The sequence below is a fragment of the Streptosporangium album genome, assembly GCF_014203795.1.
Taxonomy (GTDB): domain Bacteria; phylum Actinomycetota; class Actinomycetes; order Streptosporangiales; family Streptosporangiaceae; genus Streptosporangium; species Streptosporangium album.
Map to the genome: position 1 here is coordinate 63,618 of NZ_JACHJU010000004.1, position 21,367 is coordinate 84,984.

Consider the following 21,367-nt stretch of genomic DNA (forward strand, 5'->3'; position numbering starts at 1 on the left):
TCACCACCAGGCGGCCGTCACCGCTGGGCTCATCGGCCAGCCATTCCTGCACCAGGTTCAGAACCCGCGCGCTCAGCTCGTGCGCCGACTCCACCACCCCGGCCGCCGGATCCGAGACCATCTCCGCCAGCACCGCGTCCGTCACCGCCTCGGCCGGGACACGGTGCGGCAACCCGGTCCACTCCACGGCGAACAGCGCGTCTCGGCCGCTGGGAAGGTCACCGGCCGAGAACGGCCGCAGCACCAGTGACCGCGCCGACAACACCGGCTCCCCCGCGACGTCCACAGCCGTCACGGAAACCGAGTCGTCGCCGGTCTTGACCAGGCGTACTCGCAACACCGACGCACCGGAGGCGTGCAGGCGCACCCCACCCCACGAGAACGGCAACCGCCCGCCGCCCTGCATTCCGGCGAACAACACCGCGTGCAAGGCCGAGTCCAGCAACGCCGGATGTATCCCGAACGCGCCCACCGCCTGCTCAGTCAGGGCGACCTCGGCGAACACCTCGCCGTCCACCCCCTTCCAGGCCGCCCGCAGCCCCTGGAAGGCCGGTCCGTAACGAAGCCCGCCCTCGGCCAGCCGCCCGTACACCCCCTCGACGTCGATCTCCGACGCCCCTCTGGGCGGCCACACCGCCGGATCCCCGATACCGGGGTGAGCGCCATGCACCAGCAGGCCGACTGCGTGCCGTACCCAGTCGTGCTGATCGTCGGCGTCGTCCGGCCGGGCGTGAATGCTCAGCTCGCGCCTGCCCTGGCCGTCCGCGGGCCCCACCCGCACCTGCACCGCCACCGCGTCCCGCTCGCCCAGCACCAGCGGCGCTGTCAGCGTGAGCTCCTCGATCAGGTCACAACCGACCTGGTCACCGGCCCGTACGGCCAGCTCGAGGAAGCCGGTGCCGGGGAACACCGCCGTGCCGCCCACCGCGTGATCGGCCAGCCACGGATGCGAGGCCAGGGACAACCGACCGGTGAGCAGCGCCTCGTCGGAGTCGGCCAGCCTCACACAGGCGCCGAGCAGCGGATGCCGCGCGGCCGCCAGACCGAGGCCCCGGGCGTCCCCCGCCGACGACGGGCTCGGCCAGTACCGCTGATGCTGGAAGGCATAGGTGGGCAGGTCCACCCGGCGGGCGCCCGGGATCACCGCCTTCCAGTCCACCGGCACCCCGCATACGTGCAGGGCGGCCAGCGCCGACATCACCGCGCCCTGCTCATCGTGATCCTTGCGCAGCGCCGGCACCAACACCGCATCGAAGCCGGCGAGCGCGTCTCTGGCCATCGCCGTGAGCACCCCGTCGGGGCCCAGCTCCAGATACGCCCGCACACCCTGCGCGTCTAGCGTCCGAACGCCGTCGGCGAACCGCACGGCCTGGCGAACCTGGTCCACCCAGTAATCCGGCGAACACAACTGCTCAGCCGTGGCCAGCTCTCCGGTCAGCGTGGACACGATCGGGATCCGCGGCGGATTGTAGGTCAGCGTGCGAGCGACCGCACGGAACTCCTCCAGCATCGGATCCATCAACGACGAATGGAACGCATGCGACACCCGCAACCGCTTCGTCCGGAAACCCCGCCCCTCCAAAACAGCAGCCGCCTCCAGCACCGCCTGCTCCGCCCCGGAGATCACAAGGGACGACGGGCCGTTCACCGCCGCGATCGACACCCCCGGCAGGAACCCAGCGACCTCCTCCTCGGACGCCCGCACCGCAACCATCGCACCACCGGCGGGAAGCGCCTGCATCAACCGCGCCCTCGCCGCGACCAGCCTGCACGCATCCTCAAGCGACAACACCCCGGCCACATGCGCCGCCGAGATCTCCCCGACCGAATGCCCCGCCAGCACGTCAGGCTTGACGCCCCACGACTCGACCAGCCGGAACAACGCCGTCTCCAGAGCAAAAAGCGCCGGCTGCGCCCACCCCGTCTGGTCCAGCAACCCGGCCTGTCCCGCGAACAGCACCTCCCACAGCGAACCGTCGAGCAGCGGATCCAGCTTCGCGATCACCTCGTCCAGCGCCTGCGCGAACACCGGGAACCGTTCGTCCAGTTCACGCCCCATCCCGGTCCGCTGGCTCCCCTGACCGGTGAACAACACGGCGAGCCTGGCCTGCCTGCCGTGCCCCTTGATCACTCCGGCGCCGACGCCACCGTCCGCGAGCGCCGCCAGACCGGCGCGCAACCCGTCAGGATCGGCGGCCACCACGGCCGCCCGGTGCTCGAAGGCCGACCGGGTCGTCGCCAGCGAGAACGCCACGTCGGCCAGAGGATGACCGTCCACATACGCCAGAAGGCGCGCCGCCTGAGCCAGCAGCGCTTCCTCTGTCCGGCCCGACACCAGGACCGGCATCGCACCGCCTGGATCCGCCTGCGCATCCACCTCGGCCCTGGGCGCCTCCTCCAGCACCACGTGGGCGTTGGTGCCGCTGACGCCGAACGAGGACACGCCCGCCCGGCACGGACGGCCGGTCTCCGGCCAGGCCCGCTGCTCGGTCAGCAACTCCAGCACACCCGAGTCCCAGTCCACCTGCGACGACGGTTCGTCCACGTGCAAGGTCCTGGGCAGCACCCGGTTCCGCATGGCCATGACCATCTTGATCACACCGGCCACCCCCGCGGCGGCCTGGGTGTGACCGATGTTCGACTTGATCGACCCCAGCAGCAGAGGACGCTCCCGGTCCTGACCGAATGTGGAGATCAGCGCCTCGGCCTCGATCGGGTCGCCCAGCGTCGTACCCGTCCCGTGCGCCTCCACCACGTCGATGTCCGCCGTCGACAGCCGCGCGTTGGCCAAGGCGTCGCGGATCACCCGTTGCTGCGACGGACCGTTCGGCGCCGTCAGGCCGTTGGATGCCCCGTCCTGGTTGACCGCCGTCCCACGCACGACCGCCAGCACCTCGTGCCCGTTGCGCTGTGCGTCCTCCAAGCGCTCGATTACCAGGACGCCCACCCCTTCGGACCAGCCTGTCCCGTTGGCGCCGTCGGCGAACGACTTGCACCGCCCGTCGGGCGAAAGACCGCCCTGGCGGTTGAACTCGGTGAAGGTACTGGGGTTCGTCATGACGGTCACCCCGCCGACGAGCGCCAGCGTGCACTCGCCCGTCCGCAGCGACTGGACGGCCCAGTGCATCGCGACCAGGGAAGACGAGCAGGCCGTGTCCACCGTGACGGCCGGGCCGACCAGGCCGAGCGTGTAGGAGACCCGGCCTGACAACACGCTGTTCGCCGTGCCCGTGATCCCGAAGGCGTCGATGTCGCGCGGCAGGCTCTCGCGATAGTCGGACGACATCGCCCCGACGAACACCCCGGTCAGGCTGCCGCGCAGCGCGATCGGGTCGATTCCCGCCCGCTCGACCGCCTCCCATGACGCTTCGAGCAGCAGCCGCTGCTGCGGGTCCATTCCCAGCGCCTCGCGCGGCGAGATACCGAAGAAGCCGGCGTCGAACTCCGCGGCCTCGTGCAGGAAACCACCGGTCAACGACCGGGGTACGGCGCTGCCGTACAGATCCCTCAACCTGCCCAGGTCCCAGCCGCGGTCGGCGGGCGGTTCCGAGATCGGATCACCGCCCACGGTGAGCAGGCGCCACAGGTCCTCCGGCGACGACACGCCTCCGGGGTAGCGGCAGCTCATGCCGACGATCGCAAGCGGCTGCTGGTTCTGCTCTTCGAGATCGTGGACGCGTTGCCGGGTGCGCCGGAGGTCCACCGTCGCCCGCTTCAGGTATTCGCGGAGTTTCGCCTCATTGTCCATGTCAGCTCAACCCTTTTCGACGACCGGCTACAACCCATCAACCGCGCAGCCCAGTCTCAGTGCCCGGCTGCCTGAAAATCCCTAGTACCGGCCCCGTGGAGCGCCGGTCACCAGCTCGACGCGAGGATGAGGTCTCCCAGCTCCCGCTCGCGCGAGACATTCTGGAGATCGGATTCGACCATCATGTGCATGAGCTGCTCGAACGTGACGCTCGGCTCCCAGCCGAGCTCCGCCTTGGCCCGGCTGGGGTCGGCGCAGAGGGTCTCCACCTCGGCGGGGCGCACGAGCCCCGGGTCGATGACGACGTGGTCCCGCCAGTTCAGCCCGACGCACTCGAAGGCCATGCGGACGGCGTCGTGCACCGAGTGCGTACGGCCGGTGCCTACGACATAGTCCGTGGGCTCGTCCTGCTGCAGCATGAGATGCATCGCGCGGACGTAGTCACCGGCGAACCCCCAGTCGCGGACCGCGTCGAGGTTGCCGAGATACAGCTTGTCCTGCAACCCGAGTTTGATCTGGGCGACGGCGAGCGAGATCTTCCGCGTCACGAATTCCGCTCCCCGGCGGGGCGATTCGTGGTTGAACAGAATCCCGGAGACGCCGTACATGTCGAACGACTCGCGATAGTTCCGGGTGATGAAATGGCCGTAGGTCTTCGCCACCCCGTAAGGGCTGCGCGGATGGAAGTTCGTCATCTCGTGTTGCGGACTCTCCACGACCTGGCCGAACATCTCGGAGGACGATGCCTGGTAGAAGCGGATCTGGCCGCTGCTACCGTTGCGAGACTTGTCGAGCCCGCACACCAGGCGAATCGCCTCCAGCGTGCGGAGCACGCCCATGCCGTTGACGTCGGTCGTCAGTTCGGCCTGCTCCCACGACATCGGGACGAATGAGATGGCCGCGAGGTTGTAGACCTCATCGGGCTGCACCTTGTCCACCGCCGCGACCAGGCTGCCCTGGTCCAGCAGGTCGCCGTTGACGAAACACAGGTCGCTGACGAGGCGGCTGATCCGGGACTTGCGCGGATTGGCCTGCCCTCTGATCAGCCCCCAGACCTGGTATCCCAGGGACAGCAGATGCTCGGCAAGATAGGAGCCGTCTTGGCCGGTGATACCGGTGATCAACGCGCGCCTGGACATGCGTTTTCCTTTCAGCACCGCGGACGAGAACTCGATCGGGACCATCGCCACCGTGAACGCGCCGACGGTGCGCCCACAGCGGGAATCGAGTCGGCCCGGCGCCGGCGGAAAGCCGTGGGCGCTACGCTTCGACCCAGCCGTGTGTCTGCGCGAGGCCGATGAAGCAGGTGCGGACGCGAAGAATCTGCTCCGCGTTCATCGCGGGAACGGCGGTGAGTACGGCTTCCGTGATTTCCTGCGTGAATTCCTTGACCGACAGCACGTCGCAGAAGCCGGAGTCGTCCGCCTGGCGATCGGGCGCGACGACGGCAGGTCCCGGGGACACCATCGACGCGATCGTCGCAGGTGTCGGGATGGGCTTCGGTGCGGCTCTCGGCAGAGGGGACGGGGTGATCGGCTGCTCCAGCACGCGTACGTGTGAGGCTTTGAGTCCCTTTCCTCCGTTCTCGACCATGAATTCAACCCGCGCGTCGACCGAGGCGAGACTCTTGTCGCCGTCCAGATCGTTGACATGCATGAAAACGTCTTCGCCGCCCCTGTCCGGGGCGATGAAACCGTAACCACGGAATCCGTCGAAGCTGATGACCTTACCTGTCGCCATGACCACACCTCACGAAAAGAACCACCACGAGAATCGCCCGTGATCCGCTCTAGGCTCGGCCGTGAGTCGGATCGCGGGCGATATGAAACTTTGCATCCTGAACCGACGGACTTCGCCTACTCGGCTATTTTCGTTCGTTCGGACCATTGGAACACCGGGAGATTCTCCCCGTCGATCACCACGAATTCGCCAGTGTGCACGAAGTGCTCGTACCCGGCGCCGAGGATGATCTTCACTTTCTCCTGTCCGTCGCCCGACAGCCGGACGTGGCCGTATTTGAACGAGCACTGCGGTCCACCGTCGAGCACGATTCGAGTACTGGTCACGATGACACCTCCATCAAAATGGCAGTTCCCTGGACCTATTTCACGAACTCGGGCAGCACCCGGGGCGGCCAGGAGCCGAGCCGGAAAATACCCATGGAATATGCTTTGGAGATCAGGGCCGGGCGATTGCTGGCCTTCAGCTTTCGCAGCAGCGTCGACACGTGATATTCCACCCCGCCGCGGCTCAGGTAGAGCATCGAGGCCAGTTGCACGGTCGACACGCCCGCCGCGACCCCTTCGATGACGCGCGCCTCCATGGTGCTCAGCAGCTTCTTCCTGCCGATCAGCAGGTCGTCTCTGTGCTCCCTGTCGGGCCGTACCAGCACCATGACGCTCTCGACATAGCCGGCCTCCCCGTGCAGCGCGAGGCCGGTGAGCTCGCCACCGAGCACGGTGTCGTCCGGCCGTACGGCGATCACGCGGCCTTCGAACCTGGCGCGCTGGTGATCCATTAGATGGACGAACTGCTGGCCCAGCTTGTCGCGGACGCTCGGATGCAGCAGCTCACAGAACGCCCGACCGCGGATGTCCGCCAGCGACCGCCCGAACTGCCGGGTGAATTCGAGGTTCGCCTCGATCACCCTGGTCCCGTGGTCGAGACTCGCCACGCATATCCCCGACCGGTCCATAAATGACCGGTACTGATCGATACCGTCGTGGACCTCTTGCCCGTCCTGGAGAAGTTCCAGTTCCCCATCAATGAGGGCGGCTCCGACATCAATGCTCATCTGACGACCACTCTCCTCCGGCGACAATCAATGCTCTGTTAGCTTCGAAGCAACGATCGAAAGCACCTGTTTACATCGTATTAACCGCCCCGAAACCAGTCAATGAAACTGCAGACAACCGGCGAAAGACTGTGGTATGCAGAACGGACGGTTCGGAGCTTGCGGCGCGGCCTCCCCGCCGTGTTCGGTACCGAACTCCAGGCAAATTTGAACGCATGGCAGGCCGGCCGCCATGCGTGAATGACTAATTGCGCTCCAGGACGCACCGAGTCTATTTGTCCGCGCTCAATTCTTCGACGAGCGCCGCCCTGCCGCCAACCCTGAGCTTGCGATACGTGCTCGTCAGGCTCTTTTCCACGGCACGCCGGGTCACGCCGAAAGAATCGGCGATCTGCTGGTTCGTCCAGCCCTGCAACACGAAAGCCACGACCGCTTCCTCGGTCTTGGTCAGCTCACCGCGTTCCAGCGCGACAAGTCGCAGCGCCGGGCCGTACGATTCTGAATCCTCGGCCCACGAAACGCCGCATTCCTCGGCGATTCTCCTGCCCTCGGAAACGAACTCGTCCGCGTCGGTGGAACCCAGCCTCCCGCCGAGCGCCATGAGCGTCCCGGACAGCTCGATCCGGTCTCCGGAAAGGCGAAGCGTGTCGGCGGCCCGACGGAGGAGATCGACACCCTCCTCACCCGGGGTGATCACGCCGCGCAACCGCAGCGCGCGGCCGTACGCCGCGGGTGCGCCCCACGACCGTGCGATGGCATGCTCCTCGTCGGCCAGTGCGGCGGCGGCCTGGGTGCGCCCGAGCCGGTGACTGATCGCGGCGGCCCACACCCGCCAGGGGTACAGCGCCGGGTTCGTCCACCCGCACCGCGACAGCTGCTTGCCGCTGTCGAGGAATCTGTCGAGCGCCGCGGGCAGATCGCCGCGCACCGCGTCCAGCATCCCCCGCACCATGCGATGCGCGACGACCACCCGGAGGTCTCCGCTCTCCGGGCTCAGCCCGATCACCCGCTCGCCCAGCTCGACGTCCCGCGTGTCAAGCGCGATCAGGGCGAGCGTCCAGATCGACAGCGTCGTCGCCTCCGGCCAGGCCGGGTCGGAGTTGTCGACCACGCTCATCGCGGCGCTCTTCGCCTGGGCCGGCTGCCCCGACGCCCTGAGGATCATGCTCCGCTGCGCGTTGACCAGCGCGGTGACGCCGTCGAGCCCCTGATGCTGGGCCTGGTCGCGCACCACGTCCAGCCACTGGGCGGCGGGCGCCGCCGCGTCGGCGAGGACCAGGGCCGGGACCAGCAGTGGGAGGGCGGTGTAGGCGTACCCGGTGTGCCTCGGCTCCCGCTCCAGGATCCGGGCGGCCAGGGCGGAGGTTTCCCCGGCCGTGGAGCCGCCGCTGACGGCAGCCGCATACGCCAGTACGGCCAGCAACTCCCGCCCCGCACCGGTGGAGATCGGCACATCCGCTCCGAACCCCGCCAACCGGTCGAACGCCGCGCCGAGCTCCGCAGCATCCTGCATCCGGAGATAGCGCGCGCGAGCCTCCAGCCGAAGGCCCAGTTCGCTCCGGTCGTAGGCCGGTCCCAGACCGTGGAACCAGCACGCCGCGTCCTGGACGAGCGCGCCCAGCGACGGGTTGACCGCGCCGAGCGAGGGCGGGATCCACAGTGCCGCCGCCGCCCGCTCCGTCGCCGAGGTGAGCATCGGTACGGCCTGCGCGATGTGCGTGACCGAGGACGCCAGGTCGAACCCCCGCTCGGCCGCGGCCAGATCGACCAGGCGCTGGCCTCGGACCTCGCTGTCGGGCGGGCTGTGCAGCAGCGTGTGCCGGAGGTAGCGCACCGCCTCCCGCGCGGAACCGTGTTCGAGTGCGGCACCGGCGGCCGCGCGCAGGGTATCGATCTCCCACGGCTCGTAGCCGGAGGTGACCAGCAGGAGCTGGTCGGCGACCTGCTGCGCTGAGTGCCCTGCAACGTGGAGCAGCGTCGCCGCCCGGCGGTGCATCAGGGTCCGCGTGCTGACGCTCATCGCCGATTCGATGCCGTGCCGTAGGCTCTGGTGAACCAGGCGCGGTAAGCGTCCGCGGGCGAGCAGGCCGAGGCGGTCGAGGGTCTGCGTCGCGGACTTGTAGTCGATGCTGTCCAGACCTGCGAGCTCGCTGACGAGCTCCGGCTCCGCCAGGTCTCCGAACACGACCATCGCCTGTGCCAGATCCCTGACCATCGGTGGTTGGATGCTGAGGCAGAACATGCGCCGGTCGAGCAGGAAGGGCTGGCTCATGGTGTGAAGCTCGCCCGCCTGCGACGCGACCGGGTGCACGCCTGCCGTACGCAGTCCACGGAGCATCGCGACCAGCAAGGCAGGGTTCCCGCCTGACACCTCATGACAGGCCGTGGCGAAGCCGAGGTCGCACGGCTCCCCGAATTCCTCGCTGACCGACCGGCGCACTCCGTCGACCGACAGCGGCATCGGGTACAGCGAGCGGGCCGCCGACGCGGTGATCTCCCTGAGTAGCATGTGGTCGGAGGCCGCGCACTCCTCCGAGAAGGCTCCGGCGACCAGGACCCGCGCGCTGCCCAGCCGCTTGGCCAGGTAGGACAGCCAGCGCAGGGACGGCACGTCCACCCACTGGAGGTCGTCGACCACGATCAACAGGGTCTCGTCCTTGCTCAGGTTGACGATGAGCGAGTTCAGGCCCAACAGGATCGACTCCTGCGCCAGCGACCGGTACGAGCCGATGTACCACGACCCGTCGGAGAACATCTCCCGCACCAGGCTCGCCGCGCCTCCGAAGCAGGCCGTCCAGCGGGCCTCCGGCACTCCGGCCACGAGCGGTTCGAACAGCTGCTGGGCGATGCCGAAGGTGAAGTTCTGCTCGACCAGCGTGCCGCCGGCGCGCAGGACCCGCGCGTGCGGAGCGGCGGCGTCGGCGATGGAGCGCAGAAGGGCCGACTTGCCGACACCGGGCGGGCCCATGACCACCATCATGGATCCGTCACCCGCCTCGGTCGCGCGGAGTGCCTGCTCCGCCTGTGCCAGTTCCTTTCCGCGTTCCAGCAGCATGGAGTCAACCACCCACGTTCCGCGCCGCCGGGATCGGGGGCAGGCGCGAGGCGAGCTCGTGACGGCCGGTGATGGCGAGCTTGCGGTAGATCCCGGTCAGCCGCAGCTCCACGGTCCTGAGGCTCACCGACAGAACGCTCGCGATGGCGGCGTTGGAGCGGCCCGCGGCGGCCAGTGCGGCGATGCGTTCCTCCTGAGCGGTCAGCGTGGCATTGATCGGGGGTGTGGATCCGGCCTCCTCCAGCAGGCGCCGTGCCCTCGCATAGGAGTCGCGCGACACCGAGTCCTTCAGAACCCGCACGGCGCTTTCGAGTTCGCCGGTCGCCTCGGCTCCGCTCAGCACGCGCGCCGCACTCAGGTGCGCCGACCCCAGTGTGCTGGGGGCGCCCCACGTGCGCGCCCGCTCGACGGCGTCCATCGCCAGCCGCCTGGCGGCCTCGCCGTTCCCGCATGCGCTGTTGGCCGCGGCGGCCACCGACCGCCAGGGCAGCAGCGCGGGATTCGTCCACCCCTTGGCCAGAAGGACCCGTCCGCACTCGTCGATCTCGCGCAGCGCCGCCTCCTGATCAGCCAGCTCCAGATGCACGCTGGCCCGTGCGAACAGCAGCATCGCCCAGGCCGCGCCCTGCTCCGCCCCCGCGGGCAGCCGCCGCGCCAGCACCTGCGCGGCCTCCTCCACCGACCGGCCCGCCAGGTGCAGGCACGCCTCCAACGCGACGAAGGACGGCAGCACCCGCGGGTGCCACGAGTTGAGGGACAGCTCCGCCTTGGCCGCCTCGAAGTCGCACACCGCCTGCCCCAGGTTTCCCCGCTGCATCTCGCAACGGCTGCGCTGGAGCAGCGCCAGCGCGGCAGGCACCGGCGCGCCACACCGCCGGGCATCAGCCAGGACCTCGTCCAGCCCGATCACCGCCTCGGCCACGTCATCGGCCATGTGCAACGCCCTGGCTGCGTGAATCCTCGGGCCGAACGGCTGATCCTCGCCCTTGAACTGCAGGGCCGCCCTGGCCAGCTCCCGCGACCTGGACCTCGACCGGCCGCGGGCGGCCAGCCTCCAGGCCGCGATCCCCGCCACAACCGGATCCGCCGACCGGTCGGACGGGTTCGGGAACGACCGCACGGGCAGCCCCGCATCGGCCATGCAGTCGTTGTCTGCCAGCCAGCCGATGGCCGCCAGCGGCCCGACGTCCGTTCCACCGCCCTCGTGCCGCGCACAGGCCGCCGCGACAGCCCGTAGCGTGGCCGGCGCGTCACCCCTGGCGTTGAGCAGATCGGCCGCCTGGACGAGCACCGAGACCGGGACCTCGGGTCCGCTGTTCAGCAGCACCTGCTGGAACCGCCGGTCGCTCGCCGCCGGGCTGTGGCCTACCTCGCTCATCGCCAGCTCGATGATCAGCCGCTGCCGCTGCTCGCCTCCGACCGGCTCCCGCAACGCCCGGCCGAGCAGGGCCGCCGCACCCTCGTAGTCACCGTCGAGCCGGCGTCTCCCGGCCACTCGGCGCAGCAGGTTCACCACCCAACCGGCGTCGACGCCCGGCAGGTTCACCACCCACCCGGCTCCGACCGGCGGCGCGTTGAGTAGCAACCGAGCCAGCCGGTCCTCCGGAATCACCGCCCGGTGCCCGAGCTCGACCGCGCGCCTGGCCAGCGTCTGCCGCTCCCCCACGCTCATCCCGGCCAGCGCCAGGTCGGCGACGAGCGGGCTGACCGGGTGCGGATACTCTCCGCCGGTCACCAGGCCCAATCGCACGAGGACCGACAGCGCCTGCTCAGGCGAGATCGCGCTCGGCGGGGCCAGAGCCGTGAGCAGCCCGAACCCGAGACCGCATTCCCCGACCGCCATCACCCGGAGCAAGGCGAGAGCGTCGGCGGGCAGGCAGGCGAGGGACGCTGCCATCCGGTCACCGCGCACCCGTCCGGCCAGCTCCCGCAGAACCGGGACATACCGCGCGATGGGCGGCAGCTCGAACTGGTCGAGGATGGCCGACAGGGCTGCCGGGCTGCCTCCCGTGGCCTCGGTGGCGGCGGTCACGAACGCCTCGTCGACGGGGCCGGCGTAGCGGGAGACGATCACCTGCCGGACTCCCCGCTCGGACAGCGGCGGCACCCTCACTACACTGGTGCTCTCTTGACCAGCGACCTGAACCAGGAGCACCGGAACATAGCGCAGCCGCGATGCCATGGCCGCCAGCCACGCCTTCGACTCCGCGTCCGCCCACTGGGCATCGTCCAGAGCGATCAGCAGCGGCTGCTTCCTGGCCAGGGCCGCGAGTTCCCCGCACAACACCGGGATCAGGGCCTGCCGACCCTCCGCCCACAACCGGCGGGAGAAGGCCGGATAGCCGGCACCGGCCAGCCCGGAGGCGATCTGCGAGACCACGCCATAGCGGAGATCGGCCTCAGCGGGTGAGCAGCGGGCCAGGACAGCCGGCAACGCGGCCTCCTTGGCACGTGCGACAACCGCCCTGAGCAGGGCGCTCCTTCCGGTGCCCGGCTCTCCGAGCACGGTCACCATGCCGGACCGTCCATGCTGCAGCTCGTTCAGCCGCCCGCCCAACCGGTCCAACTGCTCCTCGCGCTCGGCCAGGACCTCCGGTGCGGCACCGCTCCAGCGGGCGCCAGCCTCCGTGCTTTTCTGCCCAGCCAGCCCAGTCGTCACGACCGCTCCGACTATCTGTCCACTTCCGCTGGGCATCCGGCACCTCGAATCGACGATGCATGCGCCTGAGTTCAAGCATCTCAATCGCCTAGTGAGCAAACTTTAGTCATCTCCTGTTGGGTTTTGCAAGCAATTAGGCGTTGGTTTGCATTTGATCACCTTTGTTTGTCTGCGATCACCCCTGCCGGAGCGGGCAGGCTCAACGCTTGTCTCTTCACCGTCAATCCAAGCCGCGCCAAGCAAACCGAACCATGCAGAACAGCACGCAGAAGTGTCAGGAAGCGCCTCGGCCTCAGTTCAGCCGGCGCAACCCCTCGTACACCCGGATGATCAACTCAAGCGACGGCTGCCCGTCCGCCTCGGCAGGTGGCAGCACCTTGACCAGGTTCCAGCCGATCGCCTTGCTGACCAGCACGAGCACCACCCCGATCGGCATCCGGAGCCGGGCCGCGATCTCGATCACGGGCGTGGGCTGCCGGCACATGTCGAAGGCCAGGCGGTAATCATCGGACAGCGTGGGACTCTGGGCCATCTGGACGCCCTCGGGCGTCACCGAGATCAGCGAGTCGATGCGTAGCGAATCGTCATCGAGGGGCAGGATGTACGGCCGCGGCCCGACCGACTGCTGCATGACGAACGGCCTCTCCGGATCCGTTTCCGGTATGGGAGTCCCGACGTCCTGGTGATCACCATCGTCGAGCCGCTGCTCCTGCGCGTCTCCCGGCGGAGCGTCTTCGACCGCGATGTCACCATCCCGCGCGTCACCATCCCGCGCGTCACCATCCCGCGCGTCACCATCCGGCAGGTCTTCTATCGGCTTGGGCAGGAACTGGTGTTCGGCCCAGGTCTTGTAATCACCCCAGCCGCCGAAGGCGAGCGGGTGGAACCGCGGTCCGTCAGCGTGTCGCCGTCGTTGCCTCCTGTGCGCGGACATCGCGGAAACCTCACCTGCTCTCGGAAGATCGAGCTCGCGCGACGGCGGAAAGGTGACCTGGGCACCTCCATCCGTCCCCCCGACTTCGTCGCGCGGTCGTGGCCACTACGAAAGTCCGTTGATTGTCCCCGTCATCACCTAGGTGTTTGCGCAGTGTTCTGCGATCAACGGCGATGTCACCTGGCCTTGGCCCGGTCCCGGCCCATTTCGTGAAGCGTGTCCAGCGCCCACCCCAGATCCGCTCGCCCGCTCACGTCCAGCTTGCGGAAGATGCTGGTCAGGTGGATCTCGACCGTGCGTACGGCGATGCTCAGAGTCCGGGCGATCTCCCGGTTGGTGGCGCCGGACGCCGCGAGTTCCGCGACGCGCCGCTCTGCCGTGGTCAGGACGTCCTCGCCCTGGAACATCCAGCCGCCCGCGGCGACGAGCCGATCCCGCGCCTTCGCGGCCAGCGCGCGGAACCCGCACCGCACCGACACGTACACGGCCTGGCGGAAATGCCCCCGAGCACCCTCGCGATCGTCCATGCGCAGCAGCGCCTCGCCGAGCAGGGTTTCGGCCCGAACCAGATACCAGCGAGCCGGGGTACCCGCCAGCGTCTCCACCGACTCCGCGAGCACCTCCGCCCCAGCACTCCCTTCGGTGATCGCCCCCCTCGCTAGCAGGGCGAATCCCCGGGCGGATATTGTGCCCCAGGCCGCGGCGAGTTGCTCGCCCTGCTCGACGAACTCCGCCGCCTCGTTCCTGCGGTCCAGGTCAGCGAGCAGACATGCCGCGTCCAACCACCACGGGACGAATCTCGGATTCCTGACCCCGGTCTCGGCCAGCAGCGCCCCGCAGGCGGTCAGTGAGACCAGCGCGCCTACGAGGTCACCCCGCGACGCCGCCAGATGCGACCTCGTCATCAGCGCCCGCGGGTAGTCGAGGAGCGACTCCTCCACATCGAGCGCGGTCAGCTCGGCCAGGACGGAAGCGGCCTGACCGATGTCGCCCCGCTGGGCGAGCACGGCAGCCAGAGCCGTACGCGGCGCCGTACCGCCCCTCGACCATGAGCGCTCATCGGCCAGCCCGACGGCACGGGTCGCGTCCATCAGGGCCCGGCCGAGGTCACCCGCCTCGCCCAGGATCAGAGAGCGCGTCGACAGGGCCATCGTCCTGGCCCAGTCGTCCCCATGCTCCGTGGCGTACACGATCATCCGATCCACTGCCTGAACCGCTTCCTCGACCTCGTCGGCGAACGAGAGTACACACGCGGCGGGACCCAATGCCCAGCTGACATCCGCCCCGCTCAATGCCTGGCGGGCCAGCGCGACACACGCTTGCGACGCAGATCCGGACATCGCGGAGATCATCGACCGCGTAGCGAGCAACTCCCGCTCGCCCGCGACATGCGCCTCCGGCGGCCCCATCGCCATCACGCGCTCGGAGATCACCCTGCTGGACCGGCGGCACCCCCCGATCAGCAACAGCGCCGACTGAACCAACGTCCGCAGCTCATGGTCGTCGTCGAGTTCCGGCAGGATGTCGCTCAGGATCGAGACCGCCTCCACCTCCTTGCCGACGGACGGCGCGACCTTGGCGAGCTGGGCCGCGAGCCGCGCCCTCCCCCGCCGGTCATCGGTCCCCTCGATCCAGGCGTGGAGCATCGCGTACGCCCCCGTCGGATCGTCAAGCCCGACCAGCCGCGCCAGGTCGGCCCGCGCGTCGATGTCTGCGGGATCAGCCACGACCATCTGTCGCAGGTAACGCGCCGCCATCACCACCGACCCGTCCCGCTCGGCACCGCGCGCCGCCTCACGGAGCACGTTCAGCATCCAGGGTTCCGGAAGCCTGGGCAGCAGCACCAGTTGCGCACTGATCTCCTCGACCGGTCGGCCACCATCGTTGAGCAGCCGGGCGGCCAGCCTCCGCAACCGCTCCAGGGCGCCGACCGACATCGCGCTCAGCACCCTGGAACGCATCTGATCGTCGTTCAGATCCGCCAGGCCGGCGTCGATGACCTCCTCGCCACGCAGGATGCCGATCGCGGCGGCGACCAGCGGCTCCGAGACCGCGCCCAGCATGCCCACCAGTTCCTCATCGGCCTGACCCAGGACGGCAACAGCCTCCACGACCTTGCGGACGTACTCGGGCTGCCGGTCGAGAACCGCCAGCGCGTGCCTGGCAAAGAGTTCAGCGCCAAGCTCCCGGGCCCTACGCTCACTCCGGTCACCCTCCATGCTCAACCGCTCGAACAGCCGCACAAGAAGCGACGGATTTCCACGGCACACGCGATTGCAGACCCCTGCGAACGGCTCATCAGGCACGACGCCCAACCACCGCCGGGCCAACTCGCCGGCATCCTCATCGAGCAACGACCCGAGATCGATGGTGAGGTGCCCACGCCCGCCGACACCGCGGTGCTGCGCGAGCACGATAAGCAACGGCAGCCGATGCCCGCGATTCATGAGGAAATCCAGCCACGCCAGCGACTCTTCGTCACACCACTGTGTGTCGTCGAGCATGATCACCACTGGCCCCGACGCAGCCGCCTCACTGACCCGCCGGAGCAACCGCTGCGACAGCGGAACAGCAGGGCGTTCGGCATGACTCGGCACTCCACCGAACAGACTCTCCGCTGCATGCCATGGTCGGCGGGTGTCAGCGGCCGAGCACGAGCTACGCAGAACCACCGCTCCGGCGCCCCGGGCATGCCCCTCCAAGGCGTCCAGCACAGCGGTCTTGCCGGACCCAGCCGATCCCCGGATCAGGATCATGCGTGCCTGCCCTTGCGCGGCCTGATCCAACCCGGACACGAGCGCACGCACCTCGGCCGCCCTGCCCACCAACCCGGCCGCGCCAGGGGTGATTCGTCCCGACATGCTCACCATCCTGATCCAGGAGTACCCTCGCATCGGTCCGGCACACAGAGCATGCTTCATAGCGTCAGCTTCTCAGCCCTGAAGGACTGAGCTTGCAGCTCCTCGCCGTCGGTGGCTTCGACGGTTTGGTCCGCGTCAGGCAGCGTGACTCACTGCCCAGCTTGTGACACCGCGTGCGGCGATGTTACGAGCTGCGTTGACGTCGGCGTGCTCAGCGAAGCCGCACGACGTACAGAGAAAGGTTTCCTGGTCGGGCCGGTTCTTCTTGTCCACGTGCCCGCAGGCCGAGCAGCCTTGCGAGGTGTAGGCCGGGTCCACGTAGACCAGAGCGACACCGGCACGGGCCGCCTTGTAGGCGATGAACCGGCCGAGCCGGTGGAAGCTCCACGAATGCAGCGTGACCCGCTGGGGCTTACGGAGCCGTACCCGGTCGCGGATGCCCTGGAGATCTTCCAGGGGGCCGCGTCCAGGGAGGTGGTGTTTGAGAAGGCCACCCGTAATCGGTGACTATTAGGAAGCAATCGCCTCAATAGTCACTTTAGCATCGTTTGTCTTATTTTTAGAATCGGGTGAATCGGTGTTCTTGCGACACTCGGCGAGGACCTCCAGCCCCATATAGCGGCGCTGTTCGGTCCACTCGTCGTTCTGCTCGGCCAGTACCGCGCCGACGAGCCGGACGATCGAGTCGCGGTTGGGGAAGATACCGACGACGTCGGTCCGCCTCCTGATCTCCTTGTTCAGGCGCTCCTGAGGGTTGTTGCTCCACGTCTGACGCCAGACGGCTTTGGGGAAGGCGGCGAAGGCCAAGATGTCCTCGCGGGCCTCGTCCAGATGCTCGGCCGCCTTCGGGTACTTGGCCTCCAGTACCTGCACGACATGACGATGCTGGGCATAGACCGACTCGGCGTCAGGCTGCTCGAAGATGGTGCGCAGCATGGTGGCCACCCATGGCTGGGCCGACTTCGGAACGCGCGTGATCAAGTTTCGCGCGTAGTGGGTTCGACACCTCTGCCAGGATGCGCCCGGCAAAGTGGAGGCGATCGCGTCGCGCAGCCCGGCGTGGCAGTCGGAGGTCACCATCAGCACGCCGGACAGGCCGCGGGCGACCAGGCCGCGCAGGAACGCCGGCCAACCCGCGCCGTCCTCGCTGGAGACGACGTCCAGGCCGAGGATCTCGCGCAGGCCGTCGGCGTTGACACCGGTGGCGACCAGGGCGTGCACGGTCACCGTCCGGCCGCCTTCGCGGACCTTCTGCGTGAGGGCATCGATCCAGACGAAGGTGTACGGGCCGGCGTCCAGCGGCCGGGACCGGAACTGCTCCACCATGCCGTCGAGTTCGGCGGCCATCGCCGAGACCTGCGACTTCGACAACGAGGTGATGCCCATCGCCTCGGCCAGCTTCTCCACCCGCCGCGTCGACACCCCGAGCAGGTAGGAAGTCGCCACCACCGAGGTGAGCGCCCGCTCGGCCCGGCGTCGCTTGTCCAGCAGGAAGTCCGGGAAGTAGGAGCCCTGTCGTAGCCGGGGCACGGCCAGTTCGATGCTCCCGGCCCGGGTGTCCCACGGCCGCGTACGGTAGCCGTTGCGGGTGTTGACCCGCTCGCTGCTGATCTCGCCGTAGCCGGCGCCGCACAGCTGCTCGACCTCGGCATCCATCATCCGCTGCGCGAACTCCCGGATCATCGTGCGCAGCAGGTCCGGACTCGCCGCGGCCAGGGTGTCTTCCAAGTACTCCCCGGCAGCGGGCACAATGTCATTGACGGCCACTTCGTCCCCTTCGTGTTGGTATGAGCGAATCGAAGGATTACGGAGTGGCCGTCTCTTGTCACATGGATCTCACCCGTGCCAACGCCAGGCCTAGATCACCCGCACACCATCTCCCTGGACGTGAACTTCCAGGGCGATACCTTGCCCGGTGCGTGTCGCCTCGGTCACGATGCGTTTGGCAATGGTGTGGTTGGTGTCGGCGGCGAAACGCGCTTCTTTGCGGCGGCGTTTCTTCAGCAGCCGTTTCGCGGATTTGGTGTTCTTACGCTGCAATCGGCGACGCAGTTCCCGGTCGCGGTGGCGGACCGCGTTCAGCCCTTTACCCGAGTGATGAGTGCCGTCGTCGGTGGTGGCGATGTCGGCGATGCCCAGATCCACGCCGAGGAACCCGTCCGGGTCGGTGACCGGCACATCCGGCAGGTCGCAGGTAGCGATGAGGAACCACATGCCATCGCGGTATACGAGGTCCGATTCGCCCTTGCGGTAGGCGGCCAACGTCTTGAGCTGATCGGCCGAGGCGGTGAACGCCACGCTCTTCATTCGCCCCCAGGTGGTCCAGATCGACACCGTCCGCGCGTCCATCTGCCAGGACAGACAGCGGTCGTCGAACGGCTGGGCCGCGCTGGGGCGAAAGACAATCGGCTTGGCCTGGACCCGCTCGCGCCGCGCGGAGCCGGGCTTGCCCACATTGCCGTTGCGGAGATTGGCGTGCAGCGTGGCGTAGGCGTCGGTGACCTTCTTGATGACATGCTGCGCGGCCTGAGCCGCCAGCCCGTACCTGTCCTTGATCTGCCCGTAGGCGTGCTTGCGCAGGTCGTAATCGCGGAATACCCGCTGGTCGTGGGCGAGCGTCGAGACCCAGGTGGCCGCGTCGTTGACCGCGCGTAGAGTCGCCTCCAGCGCCGCCGCCTGCTCAGGCGTCGGCAGGAGCTTGACCCGCACCACCAGCTTCATATCGAACACTCTAGCATTAGGTCCATGTCACCGAGATGGGGACCGAATCCCGACATCCGCCGAGGCCGTGCCGTGGTCCACAACCTGCACGCCCACTTGGTCTTCACCCCAAAGTATCGGCGAGGTGTGTTCACCGACGAGATTCTGCGTCGCTGCGAAGACATCATGATCGAGGTGTGCGACAGTTTCGGGGCGGAGCTGGTCGAGTTCAACGGCGAGGAAGATCACGTGCACCTGCTCGTGCACCACCCACCCAAAGTCGCCCTCTCGACGCTGGTAAACAGCCTCAAGGGCGTGTCTGCCCGGCTACTCCGCAAGGAGTATCCGGCACATATCCGTAAGTATCTGTGGGGCGGGCATTTCTGGTCGCCGTCGTACTTCGCCGCCTCCTGCGGCGGCGCACCCCTATCGATCATCAAGGAGTACATCGAAAACCAGAAACGTCCGGGCTGAGCCGCTCGACGGCCTACCGGTCACCACACCGCTCGGGCCTTGGCGGCCCTCCCGCGCTGTCGTTTCCTCCCGGGCGCGAACGCCCGGGGTTCCACGCCAGATCACGCTGAATCTCCGACGCCCCTCAAAGAGGGCCTAAACCGACGGCGACCTGTGGTGAACACAGCCAATCATGGGACGCTCGACGACGCCCTGACGTTCGATACGCAGGCCGGAATCTGTCAAACCGGTTGAGACATCAGGCTACTTGTGTGGTTTGTGGTGAAGGATCGACCTCTTGGGTCGTGGGTGGTTTGTTGATCCACACTCGTGAGGGCAGCGGCGGCGGACAGGGCCGCCGGCCGTGGAACCGCTCGGGGTGGGCCAGGAACGCCGCGTTCAGCGTGGCGGCCCGCCTGGCGTGGATCTCGGCCGCGGAGCCGTCGTGCACCGATGCCGGGGTGTGCATTCCGATGCCGGAATGGCGATGCTCATTGTTGTAGTACCGGAAGAACTGGTCGCAAAAGACGTTGGCATCGTCGACGGACCCGAACGTGCCAGGAAACGCGGGACAGTACTTGAGTGTTTTGAACTGCGCTTCTGAGTACGGATTGTCGTTGGACACACGCGGCCGTGAATGGGACTGGTCGATTCCCAGCAGCGCGAGCAGCCCGGAAACGGTGTTCGAGGTCATCCAGGGCCCCGGCGTTCTTGAGTTCTGATGCGGTATGACGCGGTTGAGGGTTTCGGCAGGTGACATGCGAAAGAGCGCGACTTCTGGTGATCTTTCAGGTCTCCAAACCCAAGATCGCAGCAGGAGTCGCGCTCGTGTCCCCATCTTCCCCGACCAGCCCCTGTTCCGTCCCGTGTCTTGACCGGCTCGCCGACCTGGCGTTGTGGGAAGCGGAACCGGCCGCCGACCCGGTCGTGGTGGAATCGGCGTTGTTGGGCCGGTTGGCGACAGTGCCCGATCAGCGCTCGGCCTGCGGGCTGCGGCATCCGCTGGTGGTCATCTTGGCGTTGACCGCGTGCGCGACGCTCGTGGTCGGCAGCAACAGCATCGCGGCGATCTGGCAGTGGGCCGCCCGGACCTCCCAGCAGGTGCCGCAGCGGCTGGGCGCCTACCGTGACCCGTTCACCGGTCTGTTCACCGTGCCCGGCGAACGAACTTTCCGCCGGGTCCTGGCCGACGTGGACGCCGACGCGCTGGACGCGGCGATCAGCGGCTACGTGGCCGATGCCGTACGCCAGGCGGCACCCATCCCACAGATCCCCGATACACCCGGCCCCGTCGAGCGCGAGCAACGCCGCGCAGCCCGACGGCAGCTCACCCATCCCGCCCCGGACGGGCTGCTGCCCGGTGCCGCCCTGGACGGCAAGGTCAGCCGCGGCGCCCGGACCGAGCAGGGCGGGCGCGTCTTTCTGGTCGGGGCGATCAGCCACGAGCACGGGGTGATCCTTGGACAGTGCCAGGTCGCCGGCAAACGGGGCGAGGGCCCGGCCGCCCGCACGCCGCTGCCGCAGCTGGAGGTCGCCGGGATGGTGTTGACTCTGGACGCCCTGCACACCACCAAGGCCACCGCCCGCTTGATCACCGAGCAGTTGGAAGCCCACTACATCCTCATTTTGAAGGGAAACCAACCGCTGGCCCGCACCGCCGCGCAAGCCCTGCTGAGCGGCCCGGATGCCGAATGGAGCGACACCACCGCCATCGAGTGCGATCGTGGGCACGACCGCACCGAACGCCGGACCATCCGCACCGCCGAAGCAGACGACACCCTCTTCCCAGGTGCCCGGCAAGCCTTCCGGCTCCGCCGCGACGTCGGCGATCTGGACGGCGCATGGACCAGCAAAGAGATCGTGTACGGCATCACCGGCATGCCCACCACGCTGGCCGGGCCCGCCCAGCTCAACCATTACGAACGCGCGCACTGGGGAGTGGAAAATCGTCTCCACCGGGTCCGCGACGTGACCTTCCGGGAGGACCTCTCCCAGCTCCGGACAGGCACCGCACCCAGAGCCCTGGCCAGCTTCCGCAATCTGGCGATCAGCACCGCCCGTCTGGCAGACCGAGCCAACATCGCCCATGCCCGCCGCGACCTCCTCGATCACAACGACGCCTTCGCCGTCTACAACATTTGATCAACCCGAAGAAGCGGGACA

14 protein-coding genes and 1 pseudogene (1 of these 15 running past the window's edge) are annotated in these 21,367 nt (G+C 68.2%); 2 read left to right on the forward strand and 13 right to left on the reverse strand.

What is annotated here, in order from left to right:
- The 12 genes and pseudogenes from FHR32_RS45050 to FHR32_RS34210 form a co-directional block, all read right to left on the reverse strand.
- Positions 1-3,748 carry the beginning of a type I polyketide synthase gene (locus tag FHR32_RS45050; protein WP_184758695.1) on the reverse strand. 24,056 nt of this gene lie to the left of the window's left edge, so only the first 3,748 of its 27,804 coding nucleotides appear in the window; its start codon is at positions 3,746-3,748; its stop codon lies off the left edge, out of view.
- Positions 3,749-3,855: 107 nt separating this feature from the next.
- Positions 3,856-4,887 carry a GDP-mannose 4,6-dehydratase gene (locus tag FHR32_RS34160; RefSeq protein WP_184758696.1) on the reverse strand — a complete coding sequence of 344 codons (1,032 nt, stop codon included), beginning with the start codon at positions 4,885-4,887 and terminating at the stop codon, positions 3,856-3,858.
- Between the two features lie 121 nt (positions 4,888-5,008).
- Complete coding sequence (locus tag FHR32_RS34165; RefSeq protein WP_184758697.1) at positions 5,009-5,488, reverse strand: cold-shock protein; 480 nt, start codon at positions 5,486-5,488, stop codon at positions 5,009-5,011.
- 116 nt (positions 5,489-5,604) lie between these two features.
- Positions 5,605-5,814 (reverse strand): DUF5988 family protein, encoded by a 210-nt coding sequence (locus FHR32_RS46275; protein WP_221466637.1) that lies wholly within the window; start codon positions 5,812-5,814, stop codon positions 5,605-5,607.
- Between the two features lie 35 nt (positions 5,815-5,849).
- Complete coding sequence (locus tag FHR32_RS34175) at positions 5,850-6,542, reverse strand: LuxR family transcriptional regulator (RefSeq protein WP_221466638.1); 693 nt, start codon at positions 6,540-6,542, stop codon at positions 5,850-5,852.
- A 271-nt stretch (positions 6,543-6,813) separates the two neighbouring features.
- A complete protein-coding gene (locus FHR32_RS34180) occupies positions 6,814-9,609 on the reverse strand; it encodes a helix-turn-helix transcriptional regulator (RefSeq protein ID WP_184758698.1) in 2,796 nt (931 codons plus the stop codon).
- Entirely contained in the window at positions 9,602-12,256 is a 2,655-nt protein-coding gene (locus tag FHR32_RS34185; RefSeq protein WP_184758699.1) for an AAA family ATPase, read from the reverse strand. The genes FHR32_RS34180 and FHR32_RS34185 overlap by 8 nt, the downstream gene beginning before the upstream one ends.
- Before the next feature lie 292 nt (positions 12,257-12,548).
- Positions 12,549-13,190 (reverse strand): DUF742 domain-containing protein, encoded by a 642-nt coding sequence (locus FHR32_RS34190; RefSeq protein WP_184758700.1) that lies wholly within the window; start codon positions 13,188-13,190, stop codon positions 12,549-12,551.
- 176 nt (positions 13,191-13,366) lie between these two features.
- Positions 13,367-16,111, reverse strand: a complete 2,745-nt coding sequence (locus FHR32_RS46280) for a helix-turn-helix transcriptional regulator (RefSeq protein ID WP_312882831.1) — start codon at positions 16,109-16,111, stop codon at positions 13,367-13,369.
- Between the two features lie 75 nt (positions 16,112-16,186).
- Positions 16,187-16,507, reverse strand: a pseudogene (locus FHR32_RS34200) (RNA-guided endonuclease InsQ/TnpB family protein); the annotation flags it as partial.
- Positions 16,508-16,561: 54 nt separating this feature from the next.
- A complete protein-coding gene (locus FHR32_RS34205) occupies positions 16,562-17,818 on the reverse strand; it encodes an IS256 family transposase (RefSeq protein WP_184752199.1) in 1,257 nt (418 codons plus the stop codon).
- 90 nt (positions 17,819-17,908) lie between these two features.
- Positions 17,909-18,772, reverse strand: a complete 864-nt coding sequence (locus tag FHR32_RS34210) for a transposase (protein WP_184758702.1) — start codon at positions 18,770-18,772, stop codon at positions 17,909-17,911.
- Positions 18,773-18,796: 24 nt separating this feature from the next.
- On the opposite strand from FHR32_RS34210, the gene tnpA reads away from it, so the two are divergent.
- The gene (gene tnpA / locus FHR32_RS34215) at positions 18,797-19,225 is read left to right on the forward strand and encodes an IS200/IS605 family transposase (RefSeq protein WP_184753172.1); all 429 of its coding nucleotides are present in this window, start codon (positions 18,797-18,799) and stop codon (positions 19,223-19,225) included.
- Between the two features lie 238 nt (positions 19,226-19,463).
- Here tnpA and FHR32_RS34220 read toward each other — a convergent pair whose 3' ends face one another.
- Positions 19,464-19,898, reverse strand: coding sequence for an integrase core domain-containing protein (locus FHR32_RS34220; RefSeq protein ID WP_184758703.1), 435 nt, complete (start codon positions 19,896-19,898; stop codon positions 19,464-19,466).
- A gap of 134 nt (positions 19,899-20,032) precedes the next feature.
- On the opposite strand from FHR32_RS34220, the gene FHR32_RS34225 reads away from it, so the two are divergent.
- Positions 20,033-21,346 carry an ISAs1 family transposase gene (locus FHR32_RS34225; RefSeq protein WP_184758704.1) on the forward strand — a complete coding sequence of 438 codons (1,314 nt, stop codon included), beginning with the start codon at positions 20,033-20,035 and terminating at the stop codon, positions 21,344-21,346.
- Positions 21,347-21,367: the final 21 nt, after the last annotated feature.